The sequence below is a fragment of the Thioalkalivibrio sp. ALE17 genome, from assembly GCF_000425605.1.
GTDB lineage: Bacteria > Pseudomonadota > Gammaproteobacteria > Ectothiorhodospirales > Ectothiorhodospiraceae > Thioalkalivibrio.
The window spans coordinates 91676-115582 of the sequence record NZ_AUDT01000001.1 but is presented as its reverse complement, the minus strand read 5'-3'; the positions used below and the strand labels follow the sequence as shown (position 1 = coordinate 115582).

The window sequence follows — 23907 nt, the reverse complement described above, 5'->3', positions numbered from 1 at the left end:
CCAAATATCAGTAGCTTGAAGATTAAAATTAAACCGGGAATGAACGATGAGTGATCGCAAGTTTGACGTGGCCGTGGTGGGCGCAACCGGGGCCGTCGGCGAGACCCTGCTCTCCATCCTGGCGGAGCGCGACCTGCCGATCGGGCGAGTCCATGCGCTGGCCAGTTCGCGTTCGGTGGGCAAGACGGTCGCCTTCGGCCGGCGCGAGCTGGAGGTCGAGGACCTGGCGACCTTCGACTTCTCCACCGTGCAGATCGGGCTGTTCTCTCCGGGGGCCTCGGTGTCCGCGGAGTACGCGCCCAAGGCGGCTGCGGCCGGCTGCGTGGTGATCGACAACACCTCGCAGTTTCGCTACGACCCGGAGATCCCGCTGGTGGTGCCGGAGGTCAACCCGGACGCGGTGGGGGACTACACGCGCCACGGGATCATCGCGAATCCGAACTGCTCCACCATCCAGATGCTGGTGGCGCTGAAGCCGCTGCACGACGCGGTGGGCATCGAGCGCATCAACGTCGCCACCTACCAGGCCGTCTCCGGCACCGGCAAGGATGCGATCGAGGAACTGGCGCACCAGACGGCGGCACTGCTGAACGGCCGCCCGGTGGAGTGCAACGTCTATCCCAAGCAGATCGCGTTCAACGCGCTGCCGCACATCGACGTCTTCCAGGACAACGGCTACACCAAGGAAGAGATGAAGATGGTCTGGGAGACCCGCAAGATCATGGGCGACGAGTCCATCCTGGTGAACCCGACTGCGGTGCGCATCCCGGTGTTTTACGGCCATTCCGAGGCCCTGCATATCGAGACCCGCGAGAAGATCAGCGCCGAGAAGGCGCGCGAGATCCTGTCCGCCGCACCGGGGATCACGGTGCTGGACAAGCACGAGGATGGCGGCTATCCGACCGCCGTGACCGAAGGTTCCGGCAAGGATGCCGTCTTCGTCGGGCGTATCCGCGAGGACATCTCGCACCCGCGCGGGCTGGACCTGTGGGTAGTCTCGGATAACGTGCGCAAGGGCGCAGCGTTGAACACAATCCAGATCGCGGAGGTTTTGATCCGCGATTACCTGTGATTTAATCCGGGAAAACGCCGGGCATCGGCCCGGCACATTCGTGGCCAGGGGGTCGCCAGCCGTACCGGCGGGGGCGTTTAGGCCACGCGGCACTTTCAGGGGGAATTCGTGCGCAAGTTTCTGGTTGGGTTTTTGTTCTTGCTGCTGGTGGCCCCGGCGTCGTCAAGCTCCGTGGGCTTTGGTGAAGTCAACCTGCAATCCTTCCTGAATCAGCCCTTGCGGGCGGAGATTCCCTTGCGCGGCGCCTCGGGGGTCGCGGACTCCCTCCGCATTCGCCAGGCGTCCGAGGATGCGTACCGCCGTGCCGGTCTCAACCGCGGGAGTGTTCCGGGTGACCTGAACATCCAGCTGGATGGCGATCGCGTGATCCTGACCACCCGCCGGCCGGTGCGCGAACCGTACGTCGGGATTCTGCTGGAGGCGCGCTGGGATGGCGGGCGTGCCATGCGAGAGGTCTCCCTGCTGCTGGACCCGCCCGGGACCATGCCGTCCGGGGCCTCGGCACCTTCTGTGAGCCAGGCCGACGCCGCGGCACCGCGCACGCCCCGCGCCGGTGAAACCCTCCAGGTTCGCAGTGGCGATACGCTCTACGCGATCGTGCGGCGCAGCGGGATCTCCGGTTACAGCGACGAGCAGGCCATGCTCGCGTTCCTGGATGCCAATCCCCAGGCCTTTATCGGGAACAACATCAACACGCTGCGGGCGGACGCCGAGCTGCGCACGCCGTCGCGCGAGCAACTGGAGGCCCGCAGCGCCGCCGCGGCGCGCGCCGAGGTGGCCGACCAGACCCGCTCGTGGCAGGAGTCTGCGCGCGCCGCGCGGGAAGAGCCCGAGCCGGCACCGGCCGATGACGCCGTGGCCGCCGCCGAAGATGACGTGTCGCTGGAGGACGATGCGGCCGCCGTCGAGGACGAAGAGACGGTCGCGGCCGAAGAGTCCGAGCCAGCGGCGGAGGATGACGCGGCTGCGGTCGCTGACACCGATACGGCGGCGGCCGAGGATGTTCCGGCGGTTGCCGAGGAGTCCGTCGCTGACGAAGGGGTGGAGGACCGCCTGGAGATCGTGGCCGATCTGCTGCCGGAAGACGCTGAAGCCGGTGTGGCGCAGGGAGGTTCCGAGGAACTGCTCCAGGAGGCCCTGTTGTCCCAGCGCGCCGAGATGGAGGGGATGCGCGAGGAGCTCTCCGAACTGCGCGAAGAACTCGGGGAACGCGGTCGTCTGGCCGAGATCTCCAGCGAGAACATGGCCGAACTCGAGGAGCAGCTGAGCCAGCTGCGCGCCGAGCGCGAACAGCTGCGTACCCGCCTGGATCGCGCCGATGCGGAGCGGAACGCACCGCTGCACGAGCGCATCATGAATGACCCGCTGTTGCTGATGATGGCGATCGCACTGGTGGTCCTGCTGCTGCTGGTGCTGCTGGCCTTTGCACGTGGCGGCCGCCGCGAGGTGATGGTGGACGAACGGGGTGCCGGCTTGAAGCCGCGCGCCGACAACAGCAAGGTTCAGGCGTCCGGCGTCGAATCGGCCGGCTATGAGGCGAAGGAAGTCGACCACACCGAAGGTTCGCATTCGGCGATGGCCGGTGCGGCGACCGGCGCCGCGGCCGGGACCATCATGGGGGCTGCCGCGGCCCGATCCGACGACGAGACCGAAACCACGCAGGAGGAATCCGCGCATCCGCCGGCCGAACCGGAGGAAGAGGTCGGGGAAGTCGTGGTTGCCAGCACCAGCGAGGGTGCGGCAGGCATGGACGACGTCCTGGCCGAGGTGGATGTATGCCTGGCCTACGGCATGAATGATCAGGCCGTCGAGACGCTGAACGCGGCGCTCGAAACCAGTCCGGACAACAAGCAGTACCGGCTGAAGCTGGTCGAGGCACATGTCGCGCTGGAAGACGAGGCGGGTGCGCGCGAGGCCGCGAATGCCCTGCGCGAGCGTCTGGGGCCGGACGACGACGAGATGCGCGATCGTCTTTCGGAGCTGGAATCCCGTCTCGGGAGTTCCGCGGGTTCGGCGGGAGATGCTGCGGCCGATTCGCTGGACGACGCGGTTGCGGGCGACGACTCGGGCTCCGCCGATGCCGACGCGGACAGCAACGAGATCGACTTTTCAGGCCTGGACCTCCCGGACGTCGAGACGTCGGACACTTCGGAGGCTACCGAAGGCACCCCGGCGGGCGACGATGAGGGCCTGTCGTTCGACATTGACGAGAACCTTGAGGACGACCTGGCCTCGGCGGCAGAGGCCGATCGCGATGAAGCCGCGTCCGGAGACGACCTGAATAATCTGTCGTTCGACCTGGACGACAGTGAACTGCCGGATCTGGATGCGCCGGCCAGCGGCGGGGACAGCGGCGAAACCGAGGACAGCGGTTTGTCGATGGACGAGGATCTGCAGGTTCCGGGTGAACCGTCGGCGGCGGCCGGGGATGAGGCAGGGACCGGAGACGACGAAAACGTGACCCGCCTGAGCCTGGCGCAGGCCTATGCCGATATGGGCGATGCGGAAGGGGCGCAGGAGCTGATCGACGAGGTCCTCGCCTCCGGCACGGACGAGCAGAAGCAGGAGGCCGAGGCGATCCGGAGCCAGATCCAGGGCTCCTGATCCTCGGGGTAGAGCCGGCCCTCCAGCAACGGATTGCATCTACCGGCTTGCAGTGTACGGCCCCGCTCGGAGGCGCTCCGGGCGGGGCCTTTTGGTTTCGAGGAGGCTGGCGTGTGACCCCTGCCGAACGATCCAACATCGTGCGATCTGCTTCCCGGGAGGTTTCAGCCGCCGGTTTGGCGATCCTGGGTGTTGTGGCCGCCTCGGCCGCTCTGGTGCCGGCGGATCCGCTGGTGGTCGTCCTGGTGGCCGGCCTGTGCGCCGGGCTGGGGCTGACGGGTGGCGTGGAGTGGCGGCGCGCGGGTCGACTGATGCTGCGGCTGAAGTGGTTTTATCTGTCGCTTGCCGTGTTTTACGGGCTTTGGCCGGCACAAGCGGGAGACGCGTTCCAGGGGCTGCAGGAGGCGGGCTGGCGGATTGTCGCGCTGATGCTCGTGGTCGTGCTGGTCGTGTGGTTGACGGGGCGGTTCTCGCGATCGGCGCTGGTGGGCGCGCTTGGTGCGCTCCTGGGCGGGCCGCGCCAGGTACTGGGGGGCTGGGGCGAGCGTTTCGCTCGGCGGCTGTTCCTGGCACTGGCCTTGTTCGAGGACGAGAAGGCCGCCGTCGAGCAGCGTCGCGCAGGCCTGCGTGGATCCCGCGGCGCGCGGCTGCTGGCGGTCCGGGAGTGGCTGGTTGAGCGGCTGGACCAGGCGCTGGCGGGGGGGGCGGAGCTGCAACCGGAGGCCTGGAAGGCAGACGCGGGAAATGCGGAGGGAGGCGTGCCCTGGTGGGGCCTGGCCTGGCTCTGGGGGGGCGTGATGTTGGTCTGGGCGGCTTTGTTGGGGGGCTGGATTGAATAGCGAGCGAGAACGCGTGCATGGCGGAGTCGCGACGCCCGGGGCCGATGCGGACGCGATGGCACCCCAGCGCTGGGCGCTTGGCGTGGAATACGACGGACGCGGGCTGCTGGGCTGGCAGCGCCAGAAGGATGGCCCCAGTGTCCAGGGGCATCTGGAGGCGGCGCTGGGGTTCGTGGCGAATCATTCGGTGGAACTGGTCTGTGCCGGGCGGACGGATGCGGGGGTGCATGCCACGGCACAGGTGGTGCATTTCGATACGCCGGCCCGGCGCGAGCCCCACGCGTGGATTCTCGGAGCCAACAGCCGCCTCCCGGACGCGATTGCGGTGACCTGGGCGCAGGCGGTGCCCGCGACCTTCCATGCGCGGTTCAGCGCGTTCGGGCGGCGCTATCGCTATGTGATCGCGAACCGCGAGATTCGACCGGCGCTGGAAGCGGGGCGGGTGTCCTGGTGGCGCCGACCACTGGACGCCGAACGGATGCATCAGGCCGGCCAGGCCTTCGTTGGCGAGCAGGACTTCAGCAGTCTTCGGGCGGCGGCGTGCCAGGCGAAATCGCCGGTGCGCTGTGTGCATTCGCTGTCGGTACGCCGCCAGGGGCATTACGTGGTCCTCGATGTTCATGCGAATGCCTTTCTGCACCATATGGTGCGGAACATCGCGGGTGTGCTGCTGGCGGTCGGGGACGGCCGGGCCGATCCGGACTGGCCCCTGGAGGTGCTGGCGGCGCGGGATCGCCGGGCTTCTGGTATCACGGCCCCGGCGGGCGGGCTTTATTTCGTGCATGTCGACTACCCCTCGGAGTTTGCGCTGCCGCTGGCCGCCGGACCGGTCGTCGATGGCGTTCCGGGGAATGGGGCGGGGTGATTACGGGAAAGCCGGGCCTGCGCCCGGGTTCTGGTAGGCTTGCGACTGCGTTTTTCGGGATGGCGGGCATGCGCTACAGGGTCAAGATCTGCGGAATCACCACGGTGGAGCAGGCGCTTGCCGCGGCTCGGGCCGGGGCGGATGCGATCGGGCTGGTGTTTCACGCCCCGAGCCGGCGGGCCGTGGAGCCGGCGCAGGCGGCGGCGATTGCGGCCGCGCTGCCGCCGTTCGTGACTACGGTGGGGTTGTTCGTGGACCCCGAGCCTGCGCGTGTGGAACAGGTCCTGCGGACGGCAGGACTGGACTGCCTGCAGTTTCACGGGCACGAGAGCGCGACGGCCTGCGCGCGTTTCGGGCGGCCCTACCTGAAGGCGATCGCGATGGGGGACGGGGACGATCCGCGCTCGGCAATGGACGCGCATCCCGATGCCCAGGGGTTTCTCCTGGACAGCCACGGTGGCGGGCGCAGCGGCGGCTCGGGGCATCGCTTCGACTGGCAGCGTGTGCCCGATGCCCTGGAGCGGCCGTGGCTGCTGGCCGGGGGACTGGATGCAGACTCGGTGCGGGAGGCGCTGGAACACCTGCGCCCGTACGGGGTCGATGTGAGTTCCGGGGTGGAATCCGCGCCCGGGGTCAAGGATGCACGGCGCATGCGGGCCTTCGTGCGGGCCGTGCGCCAATGCGAGGTGGAGACTGATGAACAAGATTGACTGGGCGGCATTCCCGGATGCCCGCGGGCATTTCGGTCCGTATGGCGGGCGCTTTGTGTCCGAGACGCTGATGGGCGCGCTCGATGAACTGCAGCAGGTCTACGAGCGCTATATCGGCGATCCGGAGTTCATGGCAGAACTGGACCATGACCTGAAGCAGTTTGTCGGCCGGCCGAACCCGCTGTATCACGCCGAGCGCCTGTCGCGGGAGCTCGGCGGCGCGCAGATCTACCTGAAGCGCGAGGACCTGAACCACACCGGTGCGCACAAGGTGAACAACACCATCGGGCAGGCGCTGCTGGCGAAGAAGCTGGGCAAGAAGCGGATCATTGCCGAGACCGGCGCCGGTCAGCACGGAGTGGCGACCGCGACCGTGGCCGCGCGTCTGGGGCTGGAATGCGTGATCTACATGGGCGAGGAGGATACCCGGCGGCAGTCCCAGAACGTCTATCGCATGCGCCTGCTGGGCGCCGAGGTGGTGGGGGTCAAATCCGGCACGCGCACGCTGAAGGATGCCCTGAACGAGGCGATGCGTGACTGGGTGACCAACGTCGACGACACCTTCTACATCATCGGCACGGTGGCGGGCCCGCACCCCTACCCGGCGATGGTGCGCGACTTTCAGGCGGTGATCGGCCGCGAGGCGCGCGAGCAGCACCTGGCAATGACCGGCAAGCTGCCGGATACCCTGGTGGCCTGCGTGGGCGGGGGATCCAATGCGATCGGGCTGTTCCATCCGTTCCTGGGCGATGAGTCGGTGGCGATGATCGGGGTTGAGGCCGGCGGGGACGGGGTCGAGACGGGCCGGCATTCCGCGCCATTGTGCGCGGGCCAGCCGGGCGTGCTGCATGGCAACCGGACCTATCTGATGGAGGACGAGAACGGCCAGATCATCGGCACGCATTCGGTCTCGGCGGGGCTCGACTACCCGGGCGTGGGGCCGGAGCATGCGTGGCTCAAGGACATCGGCCGGGTCGATTACGTGTCGGTGACCGATGATCAGGCGCTGGCCGGGTTCCACCGCCTGACCCGCACCGAGGGGATCATCCCGGCGCTGGAGACCAGTCACGCGATTGCCCATGTGCTGGACCTGGCCCCCGAGATGCGCCCGGACCAGAGCATCATCATCAATCTGTCCGGGCGCGGCGACAAGGACCTGAACACCGTGGCCGAACGCGAGGGGATTACGCTATGAGCCGAATCGAGCAGCGCTTTGCCGAACTGCGCGAACAGAATCGCGCCGCGTTGATTCCCTATGTGACGGCCGGCGACCCGGAGCCGGGCGCGACCGTGCCCCTGATGCACGCGCTGGTGGAGGCCGGGGCCGACCTGATCGAGCTGGGGGTGCCGTTCTCGGATCCGATGGCCGATGGTCCGGTGATCCAGAAGGCCTGCGAACGCGCGCTACGCTTCGGCACTGGCTTGCGCGACGTGCTGGCGATGGTGGCCGAGTTTCGCAAGTCCGACACCACCACGCCCGTGGTGCTGATGGGGTATCTGAACCCGGTGGAACGCATGGGTTACGACGCCTTTGCCGAGACCGCACAGGCGGCCGGGCTCGACGGGCTTCTGACGGTGGACCTGCCGCCGGAGGAAAGCGAGGACGTGGTCGGGTTGCTGGAACAGTCCGGGATCGATCCGATCTTCCTGATCGCGCCGACCACCTCGGAGACGCGTATCGACCATGTGGCGCGGGCCGCCCGCGGCTTCGTGTACTACGTGTCCCTGAAGGGCGTGACCGGCTCGCAGAGCCTGGATGTCTCGGCCCTGTCCGCGCGTCTGGACGGTCTGCGACGGCACACCGGGCTGCCGCTGGGGGTGGGCTTCGGCATCCGCGATGCCGAGACCGCCGCACAGGTGGCGCGGGTCGCCGATGCCGTGGTGGTGGGCAGCGCGATCGTGCGCCTGGCCGAGGAGCACGACGGGGACGGCGACGGTTTCGCCCGGGCCGCGGCGGCCGTGGTCCGGGAGATGCGCAGTGCCATGGATGCAGCGCGCTCCCCGGGCGCGCCGGCCACGGTGTAGAATGCGCGGCGCCGATTCGGACGACGGGGAGACGGCATGAGCTGGTTCGAGAAGTTGATGCCTTCGCGCATCCGCACCGACAACGCGACCAAGCGCGGGGTCCCGGAGGGCCTGTGGGTCCGCTGCGAGGGCTGTGACGCGACGCTGTACCGCCCCGAGGTGGAGCGCAATCTCGACGTCTGCCCGAAGTGCGGCCATCACCGCCGGATGAGCGCCCGTCGGCGCCTCGAGACCTTCCTGGATGCCGAGGGTCGCGAGGAGATCGCGGCCGATGTTGAATCCTCGGATGTGCTGAAGTTCCGCGATTCCAAGAAGTACAAGGATCGCCTGGTGGCCGCCCAAAAGGCCACCGGCGAGCGTGACGCCCTGGTGGTCATGCAGGGCCAGTTGCTGGGTCGCCCGCTGGTGGTCTCCGCCTTCGATTTCCGCTTCATGGGGGGGTCCATGGGCTCCGCGGTGGGTGAGCGGTTCGTGCGCGGGGCCAATCGCTCCCTGGAGCAGGGCATCCCGCTGGTGTGCTTCAGCGCCTCTGGCGGGGCGCGTATGCAGGAGGCGCTGTTCTCGTTGTTGCAGATGGCCAAGACCAGTGCGGTGCTGGCGCGCCTGCAGGAAGAGCGCATCCCGTTCATCTCGGTGATGACGGACCCGACCATGGGTGGCGTTTCGGCCAGCCTGGCGATGCTGGGCGATCTCAACGTGGCCGAGCCGAACGCCCTGATCGGCTTTGCCGGACCGCGCGTGATCCAGCAGACCGTGAGGGAGACCCTTCCGGAAGGCTTTCAGCGATCGGAGTTTCTGCTGGAGCACGGTGCGATCGACATGATCGTGGATCGCCGCGACATGCGCAGCCGCCTGGCGACGGTGCTGGGCATGCTGACGCACGGGCCGGCACCCGGGTCCGATGCGGGTGAAGAGGATGCCGAGGGGGCCGTCGAGGTGATCAGCCCCGAGAACGGGGCGGATGTGGAACGCGTCGACCCGCCGCGTTCCTCCTGAGGCGGCCGATGCGTTTCGCGACCCTGGCGGAGTGGCTCTCCTTCCAGGAGCAGCTCCACCCCGTGGGCATGGACCTCACACTCGAGCGCATTGCGCTGGTGGCCGACCGCCTCGGCCTGCGCGATGCCGATGGGCCGCGCACGGTGATCGTGGCCGGCACCAATGGCAAGGGCACGGTCGCCACGCGTACCGCGGCCCTGCTGCAGGCCCAGGGCCTGAAGGTCGGCCTCTTCACCTCTCCGCACCTGCTGCGCTACAACGAACGCATCCGCATCGACGGGGAACCCCTCTCCGACAGCGCCCTGTGCCGGGCGTTCGAGGCCGTCGACCAGGCCCGTGGCGATGATTCCCTGACCTATTTCGAGTTTGGCGCGCTGGCGGCGGCCTGGCTGTTCCGCGATGCCGGGGTCGCCGTGCAGGTACTGGAGGTCGGACTGGGCGGGCGCCTGGATGCGGTCAATATCTGGGATGCCGATGTCGCCGCGATCACCGCGGTGGACCTGGATCATCAGACCTGGCTGGGTGACAGCCGCGAGGCGATCGGGCGCGAGAAGGCCGGCGTGATGCGCGCCGGACGGCCGGTGGTGCTGGGCGAACCGGAGCCGCCCGCCAGCGTGCTGGCGCATGCCGACCACCTGGGGGCGCGGGCCGTTCGCAGCGGGCGTGACTTCACCCTGACGCGGTCCGGGGCGGCGCTGCAGTGGGTCTGGCGGGGGCAGCCTCGCGAATGGCGGCTCGCGGGCGTGGGCGCCCGGATCGACGGGGCGGCATTGCTGAACACGGCCACCGCGCTGGCGGTGGTCGAGAGCCTGGGGCGGGGCGCGGGCCTGACCGAAGCCGTGGTCCGCCAGGCGCTGGAGATTTCGGCGCCGGGCCGCCTGCAACGGCTACGGGGCACGCCGGAATGGCTGCTGGACGTGGCCCATAACCTCCATGCGGTTGGGGAACTGGCGCGCTGGCTGGAGGCACACCCGGTCGATGGCCCGGTGGTCGCGCTCGTGGCGGTGATGGCGGACAAGGAGCGGACGGCCATGTGGCCCCTGCTGGAAGGCCTTGTCGATGCCTGGGTCCCGGTGCCGCTGGATCTGCCGCGGGCGTTGCCGGCTGGCTTGCTCGCCGACGAGCTGGAAGCGGCCGGGCAGGGGCCGGTATGTCGCGTGGGCGGCGTCGATGGTGCGCTCAGCGAGGCCGCGCGCCGCGCCGGGCCACGGGGCAGGGTGGTGGTGTTCGGATCCTTCCACACCGTGGCGGCCGTCCTGGAACACGCGCCGGCGCTGGCCCCGGCGGCGTTGTCCGGTCGGGTGGAGCCTGACTGGCCGGATGGCGAGGCCGTGCATGCGGTCTGAAGGCCATGTCGCCATCTGGCATCGGCTTGCGACGGCAGCGCCAGCGGGCGTACTGTCATTGGTTCGTGATGTTCCCCGGATTCCCGTATTTTCCAGCCCCCGCCGTCGGATGAGCGCATGACCCGCGACAACCCCATTCGTTTTCGCCTGGTGGGCGCGGTCATCCTGATCGTGCTGGCGGTGATCTTTCTGCCCTGGCTTTTCGACGGGGCCGGTTACGAATACATGAGCGGGATCGAGGACCCGGTGCCGCCGGCACCGACGTTTGCCGAACCGGACATCGCCCTGCCGTCGGAGCGGCCGACGCCGCGTCGGGACGTGGCCCCGGCCGCCCCGACGGGGGAACGCGAGGGACCGGTGGCGGAACTGCACAGCCTGGAGAACGGCGGAGAAGCCCGCGAGGATGCTGCGGAGCCACAATCGTCAGACGCGCGCCGCCTGGCGGAAGCGGACGAGCCGGTGCAGGCGGGCTGGGCGGTCCAGGTCGGGAGTTTCCGCGACGAGGACAACGCACGCGAACAGTCCGCCCGCCTGCGCGAGGCCGGCTGGCCGGCGTTTATCGATGACTCCACCGCGGATGGGCGTCCGATTTACCGCGTGAAAGTTGGGCCGCTGGCGCAGCGCGAGGATGCGGTCACCCTGGGGGAACGCCTGCAGGACGAGCTGGAGCTCTCCGGCATCGTGGTGGCCCACCCCTGATGTCTATTCCAGGGCGTCCCTGCGAGGAACGGATGGCTGCGGTAAACTACGCGCCCTTTCAGCACGTGACGCCGGCCCCGTGAACTGGATCGACCTCGTCATCATCGCCCTGATCGTCGTATCCGGGCTGATCAGCCTTTTTCGCGGCTTCGTGCGCGAGTCGTTCTCGCTTGCCACGTGGATCATCGGGGTGTGGCTGGGCATCCGCTATGCGGCGGAGGTCGCGGAGCAATTGCCGCAGGCGGTCTCCGACGCGACGCTGCGCCTGGGCATTGGTTTCGCACTGATCTTTATTGCCGTCCTGATCGTGGGCGGCATCCTCGGTGTGCTGGCGAATCGGCTGGTCAAGGGAAGCGGCCTGACCGGTACCGACCGCTCGCTGGGCGTGATCTTTGGCCTGCTGCGCGGGGTGCTGCTGGTGGCGGTCCTCGTCTTCCTGGCCTCGTTGACGCTGATGCCGGACGAACCCTGGTGGGAGAACAGCCGCCTGATCCCCGAGTTCGAACGCGTGGTGGACTGGCTGATCGCCCAGTTGCCGGAAGGCTGGCAGGAGCAGATCCATGACCTGCTGGCGAGCGACGAACCGGTCGAAGAAGTGATCCCCGACGGTAAACAGGGAAACACTGAGTAATGGACACGCTCGCGTTGGCACCCCAGGTTTTCCGAGACAAGGCGCGGTGCGCAGCGGGTAGTGGTTCTACCGGCAAGTGGCGCAACGCAGGATCGGGGAACCTGGGGTGCCAACCCCACAAATCATTCAATGCAGGGGCTCGGCCGCTTTTGTGCGCGCACAGCGTTGCGGCTCCCTTGTGCAGAATGACTGCACGGCAGTCACCGCGCCTTGTTCGCACGCAAAAGCGACTCGAGCGCGAGCGTGTCCATTATTCAGTGTTTCCCTAGCCGTAGACCTGGAGCCTGTAGCCGTATGTGTGGAGTTGTCGGAATCGTCGGGCGCAGCCCGGTGAACCAGCCCCTTTATGATGCCCTTCTGGTGCTGCAGCACCGCGGGCAGGACGCCGCGGGCATCGTGACTTGTGATGATGACGGCCGCCTGCACCTGCGCAAGGACAACGGACTGGTCCGCGACGTCTTCAACAACCAGCACATGCAGAGCCTGACCGGGAATATGGGCATCGGGCACGTGCGGTATCCGACCGCGGGCTCGTCCAGTTCGGCCGAGGCGCAGCCGTTTTATGTGAACTCGCCGTTCGGGATCACGCTGGGGCACAACGGCAACCTGACCAACGCGCGCGAGCTGAAGCAGGCACTGTTCGCGACCGATCGTCGGCACATCAATACGGATTCGGACTCCGAGATCCTGCTGAATGTCTTTGCGCAGGAGCTGCTGCGCTTCCTCGAGAACGGGCTGACCCCGGATGCGGTGTTCGATGCGGTGGAGCGGGTGCACCAGCGCGCGGAGGGGGCCTATGCGGTGGTCGCGATGATCGCCGGGCGTGGCCTGCTGGCGTTTCGCGATCCGCACGGCATCCGGCCCATTGTCTACGGCTCGCGCGAGTCCGAGGAGGGCGGACGCGAATGGATGGTCGCCTCGGAAAGCGCGGCACTGGAGTCCCAGGGCTTCGATCTGGAGCGCGACCTGGCGCCGGGCGAGGCGGTGTTCATCACGCCGGAGGGCGAGGTCAGCACGCGGGTATGCGCCGCCGAGACCCGCCTGAACCCCTGCATCTTCGAGCATGTGTACTTCGCCCGCCCGGACTCGGTGATCGACAATGTGTTCGTGCACCGCGCGCGCATGCGCATGGGCACCGCTCTCGGCGAGAAGATCCGGCGCATCTGGCCGGACCATGACATTGACGTGATCGTGCCGATTCCGGACACGGGCCGCACCGTGGCACTGGAGATGGCGCACGAGCTGAACATCAAGTATCGCGAGGGCTTCATCAAGAATCGCTATATCGGACGCACGTTCATCATGCCGGGCCAGACCAAGCGGCGGAAATCCGTGCGCCAGAAGCTGAACGCGATCTCGCTGGAGTTCCGGGGCAAGAACGTGATGCTGGTGGACGACTCGATCGTGCGTGGCACCACGTCGCGCGAGATCGTGATGATGGCCCGCGAGGCGGGTGCGAAGAAGGTCTATTTCGCCTCGGCCGCGCCACCGGTGCGCTATCCCAATGTGTACGGGATCGACATGCCGGCGGCCGAGGAACTGATCGCCCACGGCCGCGACGAAGAGCAGGTGTGCGAGGCGATCGCGGCCGACCGCCTGATCTACCAGGACCTGGAAGATCTGCAAAAGGCCGTGCGCCGGGGAAACCGGAATATCGAGGCGTTCGATTGTTCGGTGTTTACCGGGGAGTACGTGACCGGGTTGCCCCCGGACTATCTGGAGCACCTGGCGGCCTTGCGCGGCGACGGACTGGTGAACACGCCGGTGGCGGGCGAGGTGCTGGATCTCGCCAACAAGAAGTAGATGCGAGGTGCTTGTGCCGAGTCTCCGCTGGATCGAACCCGTGGTACGGGATGCCCGGGAACGGGCCCCGGATGCTGGCAATGTGCCTGTCGTGGTGGTGCGGGTGGACCAGCAACGCCTCTACGTCTGGGACGGCGACCGGGTCACCGACATCTTCGACGTGTCCACGTCCGCGCGCGGGGTTGGTTTCGAGGAGGGAACCTACACCACACCGCTGGGGCTGCATCGGATCGCCGAGCGCTTCGGCGAGGGCGCACCGCGCGGGACGATCTTCCGGGCCCGGGGCAACACCGGCCAGATCGCCGATATCCTGACCGAGCCGGGTGCCCGCAGCCCGCGCGACAACATCACTTCGCGCATCCTGTGGCTGGAGGGCCTGGAGCCGGGGATCAACCGGGGCGGCAACGTCGATTCGCTGCGCCGATACATCTACATCCATGGCACCGACGAGGAGGGGCGCATTGGCGAGCCGGCCTCGGAAGGCTGTGTGCGCATGCGCAACGACGACGTGATCGAATTGTTCCCTCGTCTGCCCACGGGGACGCTGGTCATGATCCTGGACGGCCCCGAGGTTCCTCGCCTCGGGTAGAACCTTAGCGGCGCGCCGGTGCGTCCCCGTGCAGGTCTGTCCTGTAATGGCCTGCGGCAGCCCTCTGCGCAACCCCGCCGCGTCGGGTTAACCCGTGTATGTTCGTCCCCGGCATCCTCCCCGGGAACTCCCGCGCCCCGGGGGGTTCTGAATACCTACGTTAGCATTCCGTGATCTTTGTTCATTCGCCTGCTAGAATAAGGGAATTATTCCCGACTGTTGCTGTCAGGTAAGACGGGAATTATTCTTGACGAACATGGTCAGGAATTAAGAACGGATGCACGCCTGCGAACGGATGTCGAGCAGGACACATACTCAAGGTTATTCGGAGGCAGAAATCATGAAACTCTCAACCAAGGGCCGCTACGCGGTGACGGCCATGATGGATCTGGCGATTCACGACCGGATCGGGCCCGTGACGCTTGCCGACATCTCGCAGTGCCAGGGCATTTCGCTGTCCTATCTGGAACAGCTGTTCGCCAAGCTGCGCAAGGCCGACCTGGTGGAAGGTGTGCGTGGCCCGGGCGGTGGGTATCGCCTGGCCAAGCGTGCCGACCAGATCAGCATCGCGAATATCATTACCGCGGTGGACGAATCAGTGGATGTCACTCGTTGCAAGGGTCACAAGGACTGCCAGGACGGCGACCGCTGCCTGACCCACGAGCTGTGGGATGATCTGAGCCAGCAACTGTACGATTTCCTGGACGGGATTACCCTGGCGCAGTTCGCCAATCGTCCGGAGGTGCAGAAGGTGGCACGTCGCCAGGACGAGCGCCGCGGTGCACGGCACCACTTCATCTTCCGCAACGACGCGGCGTAACGCGCCACGCGGAGCGACCCGGTGAAACGGGTCGCGAACGGCCAACGGGGCTGACCGGTCCAACTGCACCGGTCGGCCCCGTTTTTTTGGCGCCCCCCTTGGGAGTGAGCGCGACGGTTATGCGTGCTCCCGGGCTGGCGGCGCGGCGGGCTTTCCGCGTGGAACCTGTCGCAGCAGGTCACGCAGGTGATCAAGTTGGTCCTTGCGCTGCTCCGGGGTCAGCGGCGCGAAGCGCTGGCGGTTGTAGACGCGGGCGAAGGTTGTCAGCGGTTGCGCGAGGTCCGGACGCGCCCGGCCGACGCGCCGGGTCCACGCATCCACCGGTTCGTGAGCCTGGCGCGCCAGGCTGCGGTCATGCCGTGCGATACGGTCGGATAGCCTTTGCAGCAGGCGATCGGCTGGGGAGCGCCGCTGGCGCGGTCGGCGCAGCCAGATCCAGACAAAGGCGATCAGCGCCAGGCTGCCGAATCCGACGCCCAGTGCGATCAGGACCGAGCGCCAGTCCCGCGGATCCAGTCCGAGGCGGGCGAAGAGCTCGCGCTGGCGCTCGGGGTCGAACGCCAGCACCCAGCTCTCCCAGCGAAAGCGCACGAAATCGCCCCAGTCCTCGAGACCGAAGCGCGCCCGCTGCAGCCACGACAGTCCCTCTCCGCGCAGGAGAAAGCCCGGTATTTCCTCCCCGGTGTCGCGGGCGAGGCCGGTCAGCCCCTGCTCGATCCGCTCGGGCGCGATGGCGGCGGTGGGGTCCACGCGTACCCAGCCTTCGCCATCCAGCCACACCTCGTTCCAGGCATGCGCGTCGGCATTGCGCAGGCGCAGGTATTCCCCGCGCGTTTGCCAGGCACCCCCCTGATACCCCGTGACGACGCGGGTGGGGATGCCGGCCGCCCGCATCAGCACGGCGAATGCGGAGGCGTAGTGCTCGCAGTAGCCGGCCTGGGTCTCGAACAGGAACTGGTCGGTGGTGTCGTCCTGCAGGCGCGGGGGCTGGAGGGTGTAGCGATAGGGTTCGCCGGCGAAACGGCGTAGCGCCTCCTGGATGATCGCGCGGTCGTCGTCGCCGTGGGTCGCGCGCCACAATGCGACCTCGGCACGCGAGCGGGGCGCGGCGGAGGGGGGCAGGTGCAGGGCGCGGGCGCGTTCCTGTGGGTCCAGTGATGGCTCGCCGGCGCCGGGCGGGGTGACAAGATCCGCCCCGGCGCTGTACTGGATGCGGCTGGTGATGCGGCGATCGCGCAGGACCTGGTGGTTCGCGCGCAGTTCGGCGTCCTCTGGCAGGGCGACGGGGTAGTCCAGCACGGGTAGATAGCGGGCGCGGGTCGGCTCGAGGGTGGCGGTGTAGCGGGTAACACGCTCGTCATCACCCGGTGCGGGGGCCTCGATCACGGACCGGTTTTCGTCGGCGGACCAGCGCCGACCGTCGAAATCGGTCATCACCAGGGCGCGCCAGTACTGCGCGCGCGGAGGGGGCACCGCGTCGGCGAATTCGACCCGCAGGGCGGTGGAGTCGTCCTGCAGCAGACTGGCGATGTCACCGGGATTGAGCTCGCCGGACAACCCGGTGCGGGCGCTCTCCTCGCGCTGCGGGTCTCCCCAGAGCGGACCTTCCACGCGCGGGAAGACGAAGAACAGGATCAGCATGAAGGGCAGGGCATGCAGCAGCATGGTCCCGGCCTGTCGCGCCAGTTGCTGGCGCGGGAGCGGACGCCCGGCGTGGACCTGGATCAGCGCGGCGGTGAGCAGGGCGGTCGCCAGGAGAGAGTAGCCGGCGATCAGGATGGACTGATCGAAGAAATAGGTGGTGACGACCACAAAATAGCCGAGGAACAGGGCGATCACGATGTCGCGTCGGTTGCGGGTCTCCAGCAGCTTGAAGGCGATCATGACGAGCAGCAGGGCGGTGCCGGCCTCCTGGCCGAACACGGTGCCGAACTGGGCAAAGGTCAGTCCGCCGGCGATCAGGGCCAGCAGGCTCATGGCGGCCAGCGAGGGGGCAGCGCGTCCGGTGGCCAGCAGCCACGCCCGGGTGGCGATCGCGAGCACCACCAGCGCGGTGATCCACGGGGGCTGATGCCAGACGTGCGGCAGGGCGGCCACCGGCAACGCGACCAGGGCCAGGTCCAGGCCGCGCAGCTCGGCCCGCGGGTCCGCCGGGGTGGGCGCGGGTGTCATGAGCGGGGCTCCGGGTCGAGTTCGATGGGCTTGGTCCGAAACCCGGCAAGCGCCCGGAGGCAGGAATCCCGGTGGCTGACACCCTGGCCCGGTTCCAGGGTCTGGTCGGGCAGGCGCAGGCCGAAGAAACGACCCTCGGCATGGGCCGCCAGCACCTGATGGCACAGCATGGACAGGCGTGTCTCGGTATCCGGGGCGGGCATCGCGTCCCACTCCAGCCACAGGCGATCGCCCTGACCACTGGCGGCCTCGCGCACGTGGAGTTTTCCGCTGCGGGCAAAGGCCTTCCAGATAATGCGTCCGGGCGGGTCCCCGGGTCGGTAGGGGCGAATCTGGTCCGGGGCATCCCCCGCGTGGCCGGTGGAGGCGGGCGCCTCGTCTTCTCCGGTCCCGCCGAGTGTGGCGCCCGGGTCGATGGGGTCCGGATAGACCACGATCTCCGGGGTCAGCGTCAGCCAGGTCCAGGCCTCGAGGATGCCCAGCGGGTAGCGGGTGTCGAGCCGCTGGCGCGGCAGACGGTAGAGCCCTCGCGGCTGACCGGACAGTTCCAGGCGGGCGGTTTCGGCGCCCCGGCCCGGTACCGGAAACGGGCCCGTCGCCCGGTTGCCGACACGCAGCACCAGAGCCTCGCGGGCGCGCCCGTCTGTCTCGCTCAGGCGCAGCGGGATACCGAGTGGCTGGCCGGCAAAGACCGGCGGCACGGGCAGGGTGGCCACCTGCAGGCCGAGCAGGTTGCGGTGGGTGTACCACATGGCGTTGTGGCCGATGCCGACCAGCAGGAAGGTCAGCAGGAACGCCATGTTGTTGGAGTAGTTGATCGAACCCAGGAGCATCACCAGGAGGATCCCGAGCAGGGTGTAGCCGGCCCGCGTGGGCAGGATGTAGATGCGGTCTCGGCCCAGGCGGGCCGCCTGACCGTCGTGCGCGTGGCGGCGGGTGATCCAGCGGATCGCGTCGTCCCGCAGTCGCGCCATGCGGCCTCGCGCGCGGGGGGAACGGGTCATGGAGTCGGGACGCATTCCATCAGGCGTGCGACCGTGCGTTCGGGGCTCTCCGGCTCGCGTGACCGCAGGCGGTGGCCGGCGACCGAGGGCAGTACACGGGCGACGTCGTCGGGCGTGGTGTAGTTGCGGCCGTCGAGAAAGGCATGGGCCCGGGCCGCGCGCAGGAGGCCCAGCCCGGCGCGGGGCGACAGTCCGTGGGCGAAGCGCGCCCGGTCGCGGCTCGCACTCAACAGGCCCTGCAGGTAATCGAGGACTGCGGCATCCGCGTGGACGCCAGCCACCTGGTCCTGCCATTCGCGCAGCTGGTGCGGGGCCGCCAGGCTCGGGGGTGTCGGGTGGGTCTCCGCGACCGGCGCGGCTGTTGGGGCCGGGCCGCTGCGCTCGAGCAGGGCGCGTTCGGCTCCGGCATCCGGGTAGCCCAGCTGGATGCGCATCAGAAAGCGGTCAAGCTGGGACTCCGGCAGCGGGTGCGTGCCAACCTGCTCCTCCGGGTTCTGGGTGGCGATCACGAAGAACGGTACCGGCAAGGCGCGGGTCGCGCCCTCGACACTGGCCTGGCGCTCCTCCATGGCCTCCAGCAATGCGCTTTGCGTCTTGGGGGGCGCACGGTTGATCTCGTCCGCCAGGAGCACCTGGGTGAAGACGGGGCCGGGATGGAAGCGAAACTCGCCGCTCCCCTGCTCGAAGATGGAGACGCCCAGTACGTCGCCGGGCAGCAGGTCGCTGGTGAACTGTACCCGCTGGTAGTCGAGGGCCATCGCCCGGGCAAGGGCGTGGGCCAGAGTGGTCTTGCCGACACCGGGCTGATCCTCGATCAGCAGGTGCCCGTTGGCCAGCAGACAGGCCAGGGCCAGTCGCACCGGCTCGGGTTTGCCGAGGAGCACTTCGTTGAGTGCGTGTTCAATCTGTTGCAGGGCTTCCTGAGCCGATGGCATGCGAGCCTCGTGATTGGTGATGGCGGACAGGCCTTGGAATGTTCCGGGTGGGCGAATGGTTCCCGGGGCCGTGTTGCGGCTACCATGGCCGCACGTTCTACGCGAGTTGCGCGATGGATTCCACGGCCGCCGGTGGGCGACAGTCATTTGAATATGATGCCACAGCCGACCCGGCGCCCCGCCTGCGCCTGACCGGGCGGCTGGATGTGCATGCGGTGGAACGTCACTGGGGCACACTGCGGCGGCGTGTGCGCGATCTGGCGCAGCAGGCGGGGGCGCAGGATGTGGTCGTCGACATGGAGGGCGTCGAGTACTGCGATGGCGCGGGGGCCGCACTGCTGCATGCGCTGGAGCAGGACCTCGGGAGGGCAGGGGCCGAGGTCCGGTTCGAAGGGATGGGGTCGATGGTCCGGGACCAGCTGGCGCCATACCGCGAGCTGGAGACGGTCGAGCCGGCGCGGGCCGCCCGGGGCCGTGGCTGGTGGCCGGGGTTGCTGGACGGGATCGACCGCGTGGGGCGCGCCGCCCACTCGCAGTTCACCTTCGTGGGCGAGCTGGCCCGGGCCATCGGCAGCTCTCTGCGGCGCCCGCGCCAGGTGCGCTGGGGCGACACCCTGCGCGTGGCGGAGGCCGCGGGCTTTCAGGCATTGCCCATTGTCTCGCTGATTGCATTCCTGCTGGGGGTGATCCTGGCGTTTCAGTCGGCGATCGCCATGCGCCAGTTCGGCGGCGAGATCTTTGTGGCGAACCTGGTGGCGGTTTCGCTGTTCCGCGAACTGGGGCCGTTGATGATGGCCATCCTGCTCGCCGGCCGTTCCGGGGCGGCATTCGCGGCCGAGATCGGGACCATGAAGGTGAACGAGGAGGTCAATGCCCTGAAGACGATGGGGCTGGATCCGGTGCACTTTCTCGTTTTGCCGAAGGTGCTGGCCGGTTTGCTGGTGGCGCCACTGCTGGCGCTGTACGCCAACATGATCGGGCTGATTGGTGGCGCGGTGGTGATGCAGGGCTTCGGCATCCCCTGGGTGGCGTACTTCAACCAGGTGACATCCGCATTGAGCCCGTCGGATCTGTTTTCCGGGCTGGTCAAGGCCGTGGTATTCGGCCTGGTGGTGGCCGGCGTGGGGTGCCTGCGCGGGCTGCAGACCGGGAGCGGGGCGGCCTCGGTGGGGCTGTCCACCACCAGCGCGGTGGTGACGTCGATCATCCTGATCGTGGTGCTGGACGGCGTGTTTGCCGTGCTGTTCTACCATCTCGGGGTCTGACACATGAACCAGACGCACACGAACACGACGGACCCTGACGACGACCGCGACGTGGTGATCCGCGTCCGTGGACTGACCATGGGCTTTGACGATCTGGTGCTGATGCGTGATCTGAACTTCGACGTGCGTCGGGGCGAGATCTTCGTGATCCTGGGCGGCTCCGGCAGTGGCAAGAGCACGCTGCTCAAGCACATGATCGGGCTCTACCAGCCGCTGGCCGGGCATATCTGGGTGGCCGGCGCGGATATCGCCGAGGCCGACGAGGCGCAGCGGGAGGCGATCCTGCGGCGCGTGGGGGTGATGTACCAGATGGGCGCGCTGTTCGGCTCGATGACCTTGCTGGAGAATGTGCGCCTGCCGCTGGAGGTCCATACCGATCTGCCGCGCGAGGCGATGGACGCGATCGCGCGGGCGCGTCTGCAATTGGTGGGGCTGGGGGCGTTTGCCGATTTCATGCCCTCCGAGATCAGCGGGGGGATGCAGAAGCGGGCAGCGATCGCGCGGGCCATGGTGCTGGACCCGGAGGTGCTGTTCCTGGACGAGCCCTCGGCAGGACTCGACCCGATTACCTCGGCCGATCTGGACCGCCTGATCCAGCGTCTGGCCCGCACCCTGGACATGACGATCGTGATCGTCAGTCACGAACTGGCCAGCATTTTTGCGATCGCCGACCGGGTGATTATGCTCGACAAGGAGAGTCAGGGGATTGCGGCCGAGGGCGACCCGGCCACCCTGCGCGATACATCGAACCACCCGTGGGTACAGCGTTTCCTGCGGCGGACGGATTCCGACGAGGAGAGGCCCGCATGAGTGCCCGACATCATTTCCGGCTGGGGCTGTTCATCCTCGGGGGGCTGGCCGCGCTGGTCGCGGCGCTGCTGATCCTGACGGCGGGCAATCTCCTGCGCCCGTCGATCCAGATCGAGACGTACATGGACGCGTCGATCCAGGGCCTGGAGGTGGGGGCGCCCGTGAAGTTCCGCGGGGTGACCATTGGCGAGGTGACCGACATGACGTTTACCTCGGTGGTGTACGAGGCGGATATCCCGCCGCGTGATCGCAAACGCTACGTGATGGTGCGGGCGCGGCTGTACCCGGATCGCTTCGCGGCGAGCGCCCAGGAGGGCGAGTTCCGCGTGGAGGTCTTCGAAAACCTGATCGATGCCGGGCTTCGGGTCCGCATGGCCGCTCAGGGGATCACTGGTATGAACTATCTGGAAGCGGACTTCGCGGACCCCGAGGCCCACCCGCCACTGGCGCATGACTGGGACCCGGCGGGGATCTACATCCCGTCCTCGCCCAGCACCGCCATGCAGTTCCTGGAGTATGCCGAGAACCTCCTCAAGCGTATCGACGAGCTGGACATCGAGGGTGTGGTGGACAACCTGACGAGCCTGCTGGTCACGGTGGAGACCACGATCGCGGAACTCGATACGGCCCGCCTGGCGGACCAGGCGGATCAAATGATCGAGGAGCTCCAGACGACGACCCGCACGGCCACCCGGGTGATGGAGTCGGTCGAGCGCCTGATCGAGCACCCGGATACCCAGGCATTGCCCAGCGAGACGCGGGCCGCGCTGCGGGAACTGCGCGAGACGGCCGAAGCGGCGGATGTCGGACGGCTGGTCGACCGGATGGATTCGATGGTGGAACGCCTCGACCGGGGCATGGATGTAAGCGAGGCCAAACTGCTGGAGACCCTGGACGAACTGCAGGCCGCGATTGCCGGACTGCGCAGCCTGTCCGATGACGTACGCCGCAACCCGGGGGGCGCGCTGTTCGGTGCCCCGCCGCCCCGCAGCACCATGGACAAGGAGTAGATGGATGACCCGATGGAGCGTTGCCGCACTGCTGCTGATCGCCTGGACACTGGGCGGCTGCACGCTGATCCCCGAACGCGAGGCCGTTGACCGCTCGTGGTTCCTGCTGGAGTTGCCTGCCGAGCCGGCGCCGCGCATGGCCGGAGACGCCGAGCCCCTGGCGGTCGAACTGGGATCGGTGCGCGTGGCGCCGGCCTATTCGGGCAAGGGACTGGTCTACCGCCTGGGGGAACATCGCTACGAGTCGGACTACTACAACGAGTGGTTCCTGCGGCCGGCCGAGCAGTTCGAGCAGCTGCTGCGCGAACGCTGGACCCGCAACGATACCGCCATCGAACTGGTGGATAACGCGGCGGACGCCTGGGCCGAAGGGCGACCGGCGGTGCAGTTGCACATCCTCGTTACGGCGTTGTACGGCGATCTGGATGCCGCCCATCTGGAGGCACTGAGCGCTGTGGACACCGGTGAGGCCGTACAGGGCACGGGCCGAGTCGGACTGCGGGCCCAGCTGCGCACGGACACGCAGGCGCGCCTGGTACACCTGGAGGCGGCCCACACGCTCGACCGGCGGTCGGCCTCACGCCTGGTGGCCGCACTGTCGCAAGCCGCCGCCGACGTGCTGGCGGAACTGGAAGACGAAGCGCTGCGCGAGACCGGGCACGGGATGGACGAATGACCGATGTGTTCGATTTTTCCGCCCCGCTGCTCGCCGGCGGCGAGCAGCCGCTGGCCGCCTGGCGTGGGGATGTCCTGCTGATCGTGAACGTGGCCAGCGAGTGCGGTTTCACGCCGCAGTATGAGGGTCTGCAGGCCCTGGCGGAACGCTACGGCGAACGGGGGTTCCGCGTGCTGGGCTTTCCGTGCAACCAGTTCGGAGGTCAGGAGCCGGGGGATGCCGGGCAGATCCGCGCCTGCGGCACGCGATTCGGGGTGTCGTTCCCGGTGTTCGCCAAGGTCGAGGTGAACGGTACCGAGGCCCATCCGCTGTTTCGACACCTCAAGGAACAGGCGCCGGGGGCCCTGGGCACACAGGGCATCAAGTGGAACTTTACCAAGTTCCTGGTCGGGCGCGATGGCCGGGTGATCCGGCGGTTCGCGCCGCAGAAGAAGCCGTCGGAGCTGGTCCAGGCGATCGAGGTCGCGCTGGACGAGCCGCCCCCGGGGCCCCCCAGTGGCGCATAGCGTCGCGCCGGGCGAGACCGGCCCGGCGCCCGACGCGCCGGGAGCGGCGGACTACTGGATGGAGCGCGCCCTGTCCCTGGCGGATCGGGCGGCCGCAGTCGGCGAGGTCCCGGTCGGCGCGGTCCTGGTGGACGCCGATGGCACCTGTCTGGCCGCCTGCCACAATGCACCGATCGCGCTCCACGACCCGACGGCGCATGCCGAGATCCGGGCGCTGCGCGAAGCCGGCGAGCGCTTGCAGAACTATCGGCTGCCCGGCACCACCCTCTACGTGACCCTGGAGCCATGCAGCATGTGTGCCGGCGCCATGATCCACGCCCGCGTGGCCCGCCTGGTATACGGCGCGCCCGACCCGCGAACCGGCGCCGCAGGGAGCGCGCTGGATCTGATCGAGCATCCGGCGCACAACCATCGGCTCGAGGTGACCGGCGGGATTCTCGGGGAGGAAGCCGCCGAGCAGCTGCGCCGCTTCTTTCGCGCCCGACGCTAGGAGCCTGTCGGCTGGTCTTTGGTCGGTACGGCCGTGCGGG

Annotated in this window: 23 protein-coding genes; 20 read left to right on the top strand and 3 right to left on the bottom strand. The window is 68.2% G+C overall.

Translation table 11 applies throughout. The features are described 5' to 3' along the window. Window positions 1–46 precede the first annotated feature (46 nt). From H609_RS0100560 to iscR, 14 genes are all read left to right on the top strand, one after another. Window positions 47–1072 carry an aspartate-semialdehyde dehydrogenase gene (locus tag H609_RS0100560; protein ID WP_018882187.1) on the top strand — a complete coding sequence of 342 codons (1026 nt, stop codon included), beginning with the start codon at window positions 47–49 and terminating at the stop codon, window positions 1070–1072. A gap of 108 nt (window positions 1073–1180) precedes the next feature. Continuing rightward, on the top strand, window positions 1181–3676 hold the full coding sequence (locus tag H609_RS0100555; RefSeq protein ID WP_028484030.1) for a FimV/HubP family polar landmark protein: 2496 nt from the start codon (window positions 1181–1183) through the stop codon (window positions 3674–3676). Window positions 3677–3852: 176 nt separating this feature from the next. Continuing rightward, window positions 3853–4515: a hypothetical protein gene (locus tag H609_RS0100550; RefSeq protein ID WP_018875639.1), complete on the top strand. Its 663-nt coding sequence runs from the start codon at window positions 3853–3855 to the stop codon at window positions 4513–4515. 55 nt (window positions 4516–4570) lie between these two features. Continuing rightward, window positions 4571–5380 (top strand): tRNA pseudouridine(38-40) synthase TruA, encoded by an 810-nt coding sequence (truA, locus tag H609_RS0100545; RefSeq protein ID WP_018875638.1) that lies wholly within the window; start codon window positions 4571–4573, stop codon window positions 5378–5380. A 68-nt stretch (window positions 5381–5448) separates the two neighbouring features. Further along, complete coding sequence (locus tag H609_RS0100540) at window positions 5449–6090, top strand: phosphoribosylanthranilate isomerase (protein ID WP_018875637.1); 642 nt, start codon at window positions 5449–5451, stop codon at window positions 6088–6090. Next, on the top strand, window positions 6077–7285 hold the full coding sequence (trpB, locus tag H609_RS0100535; protein ID WP_018875636.1) for a tryptophan synthase subunit beta: 1209 nt from the start codon (window positions 6077–6079) through the stop codon (window positions 7283–7285). Before H609_RS0100540 ends, trpB begins: the two co-directional genes overlap by 14 nt. Next, window positions 7282–8115 carry a tryptophan synthase subunit alpha gene (trpA, locus tag H609_RS0100530; protein WP_018875635.1) on the top strand — a complete coding sequence of 278 codons (834 nt, stop codon included), beginning with the start codon at window positions 7282–7284 and terminating at the stop codon, window positions 8113–8115. The genes trpB and trpA overlap by 4 nt, the downstream gene beginning before the upstream one ends. Window positions 8116–8151: 36 nt before the next feature. Further along, window positions 8152–9111, top strand: a complete 960-nt coding sequence (gene accD / locus H609_RS0100525; RefSeq protein ID WP_028484029.1) for an acetyl-CoA carboxylase, carboxyltransferase subunit beta — start codon at window positions 8152–8154, stop codon at window positions 9109–9111. Between the two features lie 8 nt (window positions 9112–9119). Next, the gene (folC, locus tag H609_RS0100520) at window positions 9120–10457 is read left to right on the top strand and encodes a bifunctional tetrahydrofolate synthase/dihydrofolate synthase (RefSeq protein ID WP_018867054.1); all 1338 of its coding nucleotides are present in this window, start codon (window positions 9120–9122) and stop codon (window positions 10455–10457) included. A 117-nt stretch (window positions 10458–10574) separates the two neighbouring features. Continuing rightward, window positions 10575–11156, top strand: coding sequence for an SPOR domain-containing protein (locus H609_RS0100515; protein ID WP_018867053.1), 582 nt, complete (start codon window positions 10575–10577; stop codon window positions 11154–11156). A gap of 79 nt (window positions 11157–11235) precedes the next feature. Next, window positions 11236–11787: a CvpA family protein gene (locus tag H609_RS0100510; protein ID WP_018867052.1), complete on the top strand. Its 552-nt coding sequence runs from the start codon at window positions 11236–11238 to the stop codon at window positions 11785–11787. A gap of 294 nt (window positions 11788–12081) precedes the next feature. After that, window positions 12082–13590, top strand: a complete 1509-nt coding sequence (gene purF, locus H609_RS0100505; RefSeq protein WP_019583872.1) for an amidophosphoribosyltransferase — start codon at window positions 12082–12084, stop codon at window positions 13588–13590. 13 nt (window positions 13591–13603) lie between these two features. Beyond that, a complete protein-coding gene (locus H609_RS0100500) occupies window positions 13604–14179 on the top strand; it encodes a L,D-transpeptidase (RefSeq protein WP_028484028.1) in 576 nt (191 codons plus the stop codon). 340 nt (window positions 14180–14519) lie between these two features. Next, complete coding sequence (iscR, locus tag H609_RS0100495) at window positions 14520–14999, top strand: Fe-S cluster assembly transcriptional regulator IscR (protein WP_018145846.1); 480 nt, start codon at window positions 14520–14522, stop codon at window positions 14997–14999. 117 nt (window positions 15000–15116) lie between these two features. Here the strand turns inward: iscR and H609_RS0100490 are convergent, their stop codons facing one another. The 3 genes from H609_RS0100490 to H609_RS0100480 are packed head-to-tail and all read right to left on the bottom strand — an operon-like array spanning window position 15117 to window position 19110. Further along, window positions 15117–17171 (bottom strand): DUF3488 and transglutaminase-like domain-containing protein, encoded by a 2055-nt coding sequence (locus tag H609_RS0100490; RefSeq protein ID WP_028484027.1) that lies wholly within the window; start codon window positions 17169–17171, stop codon window positions 15117–15119. Continuing rightward, a complete protein-coding gene (locus H609_RS0100485) occupies window positions 17168–18190 on the bottom strand; it encodes a DUF58 domain-containing protein (RefSeq protein WP_038035968.1) in 1023 nt (340 codons plus the stop codon). Before H609_RS0100485 ends, H609_RS0100490 begins: the two co-directional genes overlap by 4 nt. Continuing rightward, complete coding sequence (locus tag H609_RS0100480) at window positions 18172–19110, bottom strand: MoxR family ATPase (protein ID WP_018880550.1); 939 nt, start codon at window positions 19108–19110, stop codon at window positions 18172–18174. Before H609_RS0100480 ends, H609_RS0100485 begins: the two co-directional genes overlap by 19 nt. 113 nt (window positions 19111–19223) lie before the next feature. Between H609_RS0100480 and H609_RS0100475 the strand changes: the two genes are divergently transcribed. Genes H609_RS0100475 through tadA form a run of 6 tightly spaced genes read left to right on the top strand, consistent with a single transcriptional unit; the run spans window position 19224 to window position 23867 of the window. Continuing rightward, window positions 19224–20375: an MlaE family lipid ABC transporter permease subunit gene (locus H609_RS0100475; RefSeq protein WP_018877502.1), complete on the top strand. Its 1152-nt coding sequence runs from the start codon at window positions 19224–19226 to the stop codon at window positions 20373–20375. Window positions 20376–20378: 3 nt separating this feature from the next. Continuing rightward, complete coding sequence (locus H609_RS0100470; RefSeq protein ID WP_018877501.1) at window positions 20379–21185, top strand: ABC transporter ATP-binding protein; 807 nt, start codon at window positions 20379–20381, stop codon at window positions 21183–21185. Continuing rightward, window positions 21182–22195, top strand: a complete 1014-nt coding sequence (locus H609_RS0100465; protein ID WP_028484025.1) for an MlaD family protein — start codon at window positions 21182–21184, stop codon at window positions 22193–22195. The genes H609_RS0100470 and H609_RS0100465 overlap by 4 nt, the downstream gene beginning before the upstream one ends. A gap of 4 nt (window positions 22196–22199) precedes the next feature. Then, on the top strand, window positions 22200–22871 hold the full coding sequence (locus H609_RS0100460) for a membrane integrity-associated transporter subunit PqiC (RefSeq protein ID WP_019583876.1): 672 nt from the start codon (window positions 22200–22202) through the stop codon (window positions 22869–22871). Next, a complete protein-coding gene (locus H609_RS0100455; RefSeq protein ID WP_028484024.1) occupies window positions 22868–23377 on the top strand; it encodes a glutathione peroxidase in 510 nt (169 codons plus the stop codon). Before H609_RS0100460 ends, H609_RS0100455 begins: the two co-directional genes overlap by 4 nt. Further along, window positions 23367–23867: a tRNA adenosine(34) deaminase TadA gene (gene tadA, locus H609_RS0100450; protein ID WP_028484023.1), complete on the top strand. Its 501-nt coding sequence runs from the start codon at window positions 23367–23369 to the stop codon at window positions 23865–23867. The genes H609_RS0100455 and tadA overlap by 11 nt, the downstream gene beginning before the upstream one ends. Window positions 23868–23907 lie beyond the last annotated feature (40 nt).

Excerpts from the sequence above, each read along its gene's own strand:
- H609_RS0100560 (WP_018882187.1), top strand. The coding sequence starts at position 47 with ATGAGTGATCGCAAGTTTGACGTGGCCGTGGTGGGCGCAACCGGGGCC.
- truA (WP_018875638.1), top strand. The coding sequence starts at position 4,571 with ATGGCACCCCAGCGCTGGGCGCTTGGCGTGGAATACGACGGACGCGGG.
- H609_RS0100540 (WP_018875637.1), top strand. The coding sequence starts at position 5,449 with ATGCGCTACAGGGTCAAGATCTGCGGAATCACCACGGTGGAGCAGGCG.
- trpB (WP_018875636.1), top strand. The coding sequence starts at position 6,077 with ATGAACAAGATTGACTGGGCGGCATTCCCGGATGCCCGCGGGCATTTC.
- trpA (WP_018875635.1), top strand. The coding sequence starts at position 7,282 with ATGAGCCGAATCGAGCAGCGCTTTGCCGAACTGCGCGAACAGAATCGC.
- accD (WP_028484029.1), top strand. The coding sequence starts at position 8,152 with ATGAGCTGGTTCGAGAAGTTGATGCCTTCGCGCATCCGCACCGACAAC.
- folC (WP_018867054.1), top strand. The coding sequence starts at position 9,120 with ATGCGTTTCGCGACCCTGGCGGAGTGGCTCTCCTTCCAGGAGCAGCTC.
- H609_RS0100515 (WP_018867053.1), top strand. The coding sequence starts at position 10,575 with ATGACCCGCGACAACCCCATTCGTTTTCGCCTGGTGGGCGCGGTCATC.
- purF (WP_019583872.1), top strand. The coding sequence starts at position 12,082 with ATGTGTGGAGTTGTCGGAATCGTCGGGCGCAGCCCGGTGAACCAGCCC.
- iscR (WP_018145846.1), top strand. The coding sequence starts at position 14,520 with ATGAAACTCTCAACCAAGGGCCGCTACGCGGTGACGGCCATGATGGAT.
- H609_RS0100490 (WP_028484027.1), bottom strand. The coding sequence starts at position 17,171 with ATGACACCCGCGCCCACCCCGGCGGACCCGCGGGCCGAGCTGCGCGGC.
- H609_RS0100485 (WP_038035968.1), bottom strand. The coding sequence starts at position 18,190 with ATGCGTCCCGACTCCATGACCCGTTCCCCCCGCGCGCGAGGCCGCATG.
- H609_RS0100480 (WP_018880550.1), bottom strand. The coding sequence starts at position 19,110 with ATGCCATCGGCTCAGGAAGCCCTGCAACAGATTGAACACGCACTCAAC.
- H609_RS0100475 (WP_018877502.1), top strand. The coding sequence starts at position 19,224 with ATGGATTCCACGGCCGCCGGTGGGCGACAGTCATTTGAATATGATGCC.
- H609_RS0100470 (WP_018877501.1), top strand. The coding sequence starts at position 20,379 with ATGAACCAGACGCACACGAACACGACGGACCCTGACGACGACCGCGAC.
- H609_RS0100465 (WP_028484025.1), top strand. The coding sequence starts at position 21,182 with ATGAGTGCCCGACATCATTTCCGGCTGGGGCTGTTCATCCTCGGGGGG.
- H609_RS0100460 (WP_019583876.1), top strand. The coding sequence starts at position 22,200 with ATGACCCGATGGAGCGTTGCCGCACTGCTGCTGATCGCCTGGACACTG.
- H609_RS0100455 (WP_028484024.1), top strand. The coding sequence starts at position 22,868 with ATGACCGATGTGTTCGATTTTTCCGCCCCGCTGCTCGCCGGCGGCGAG.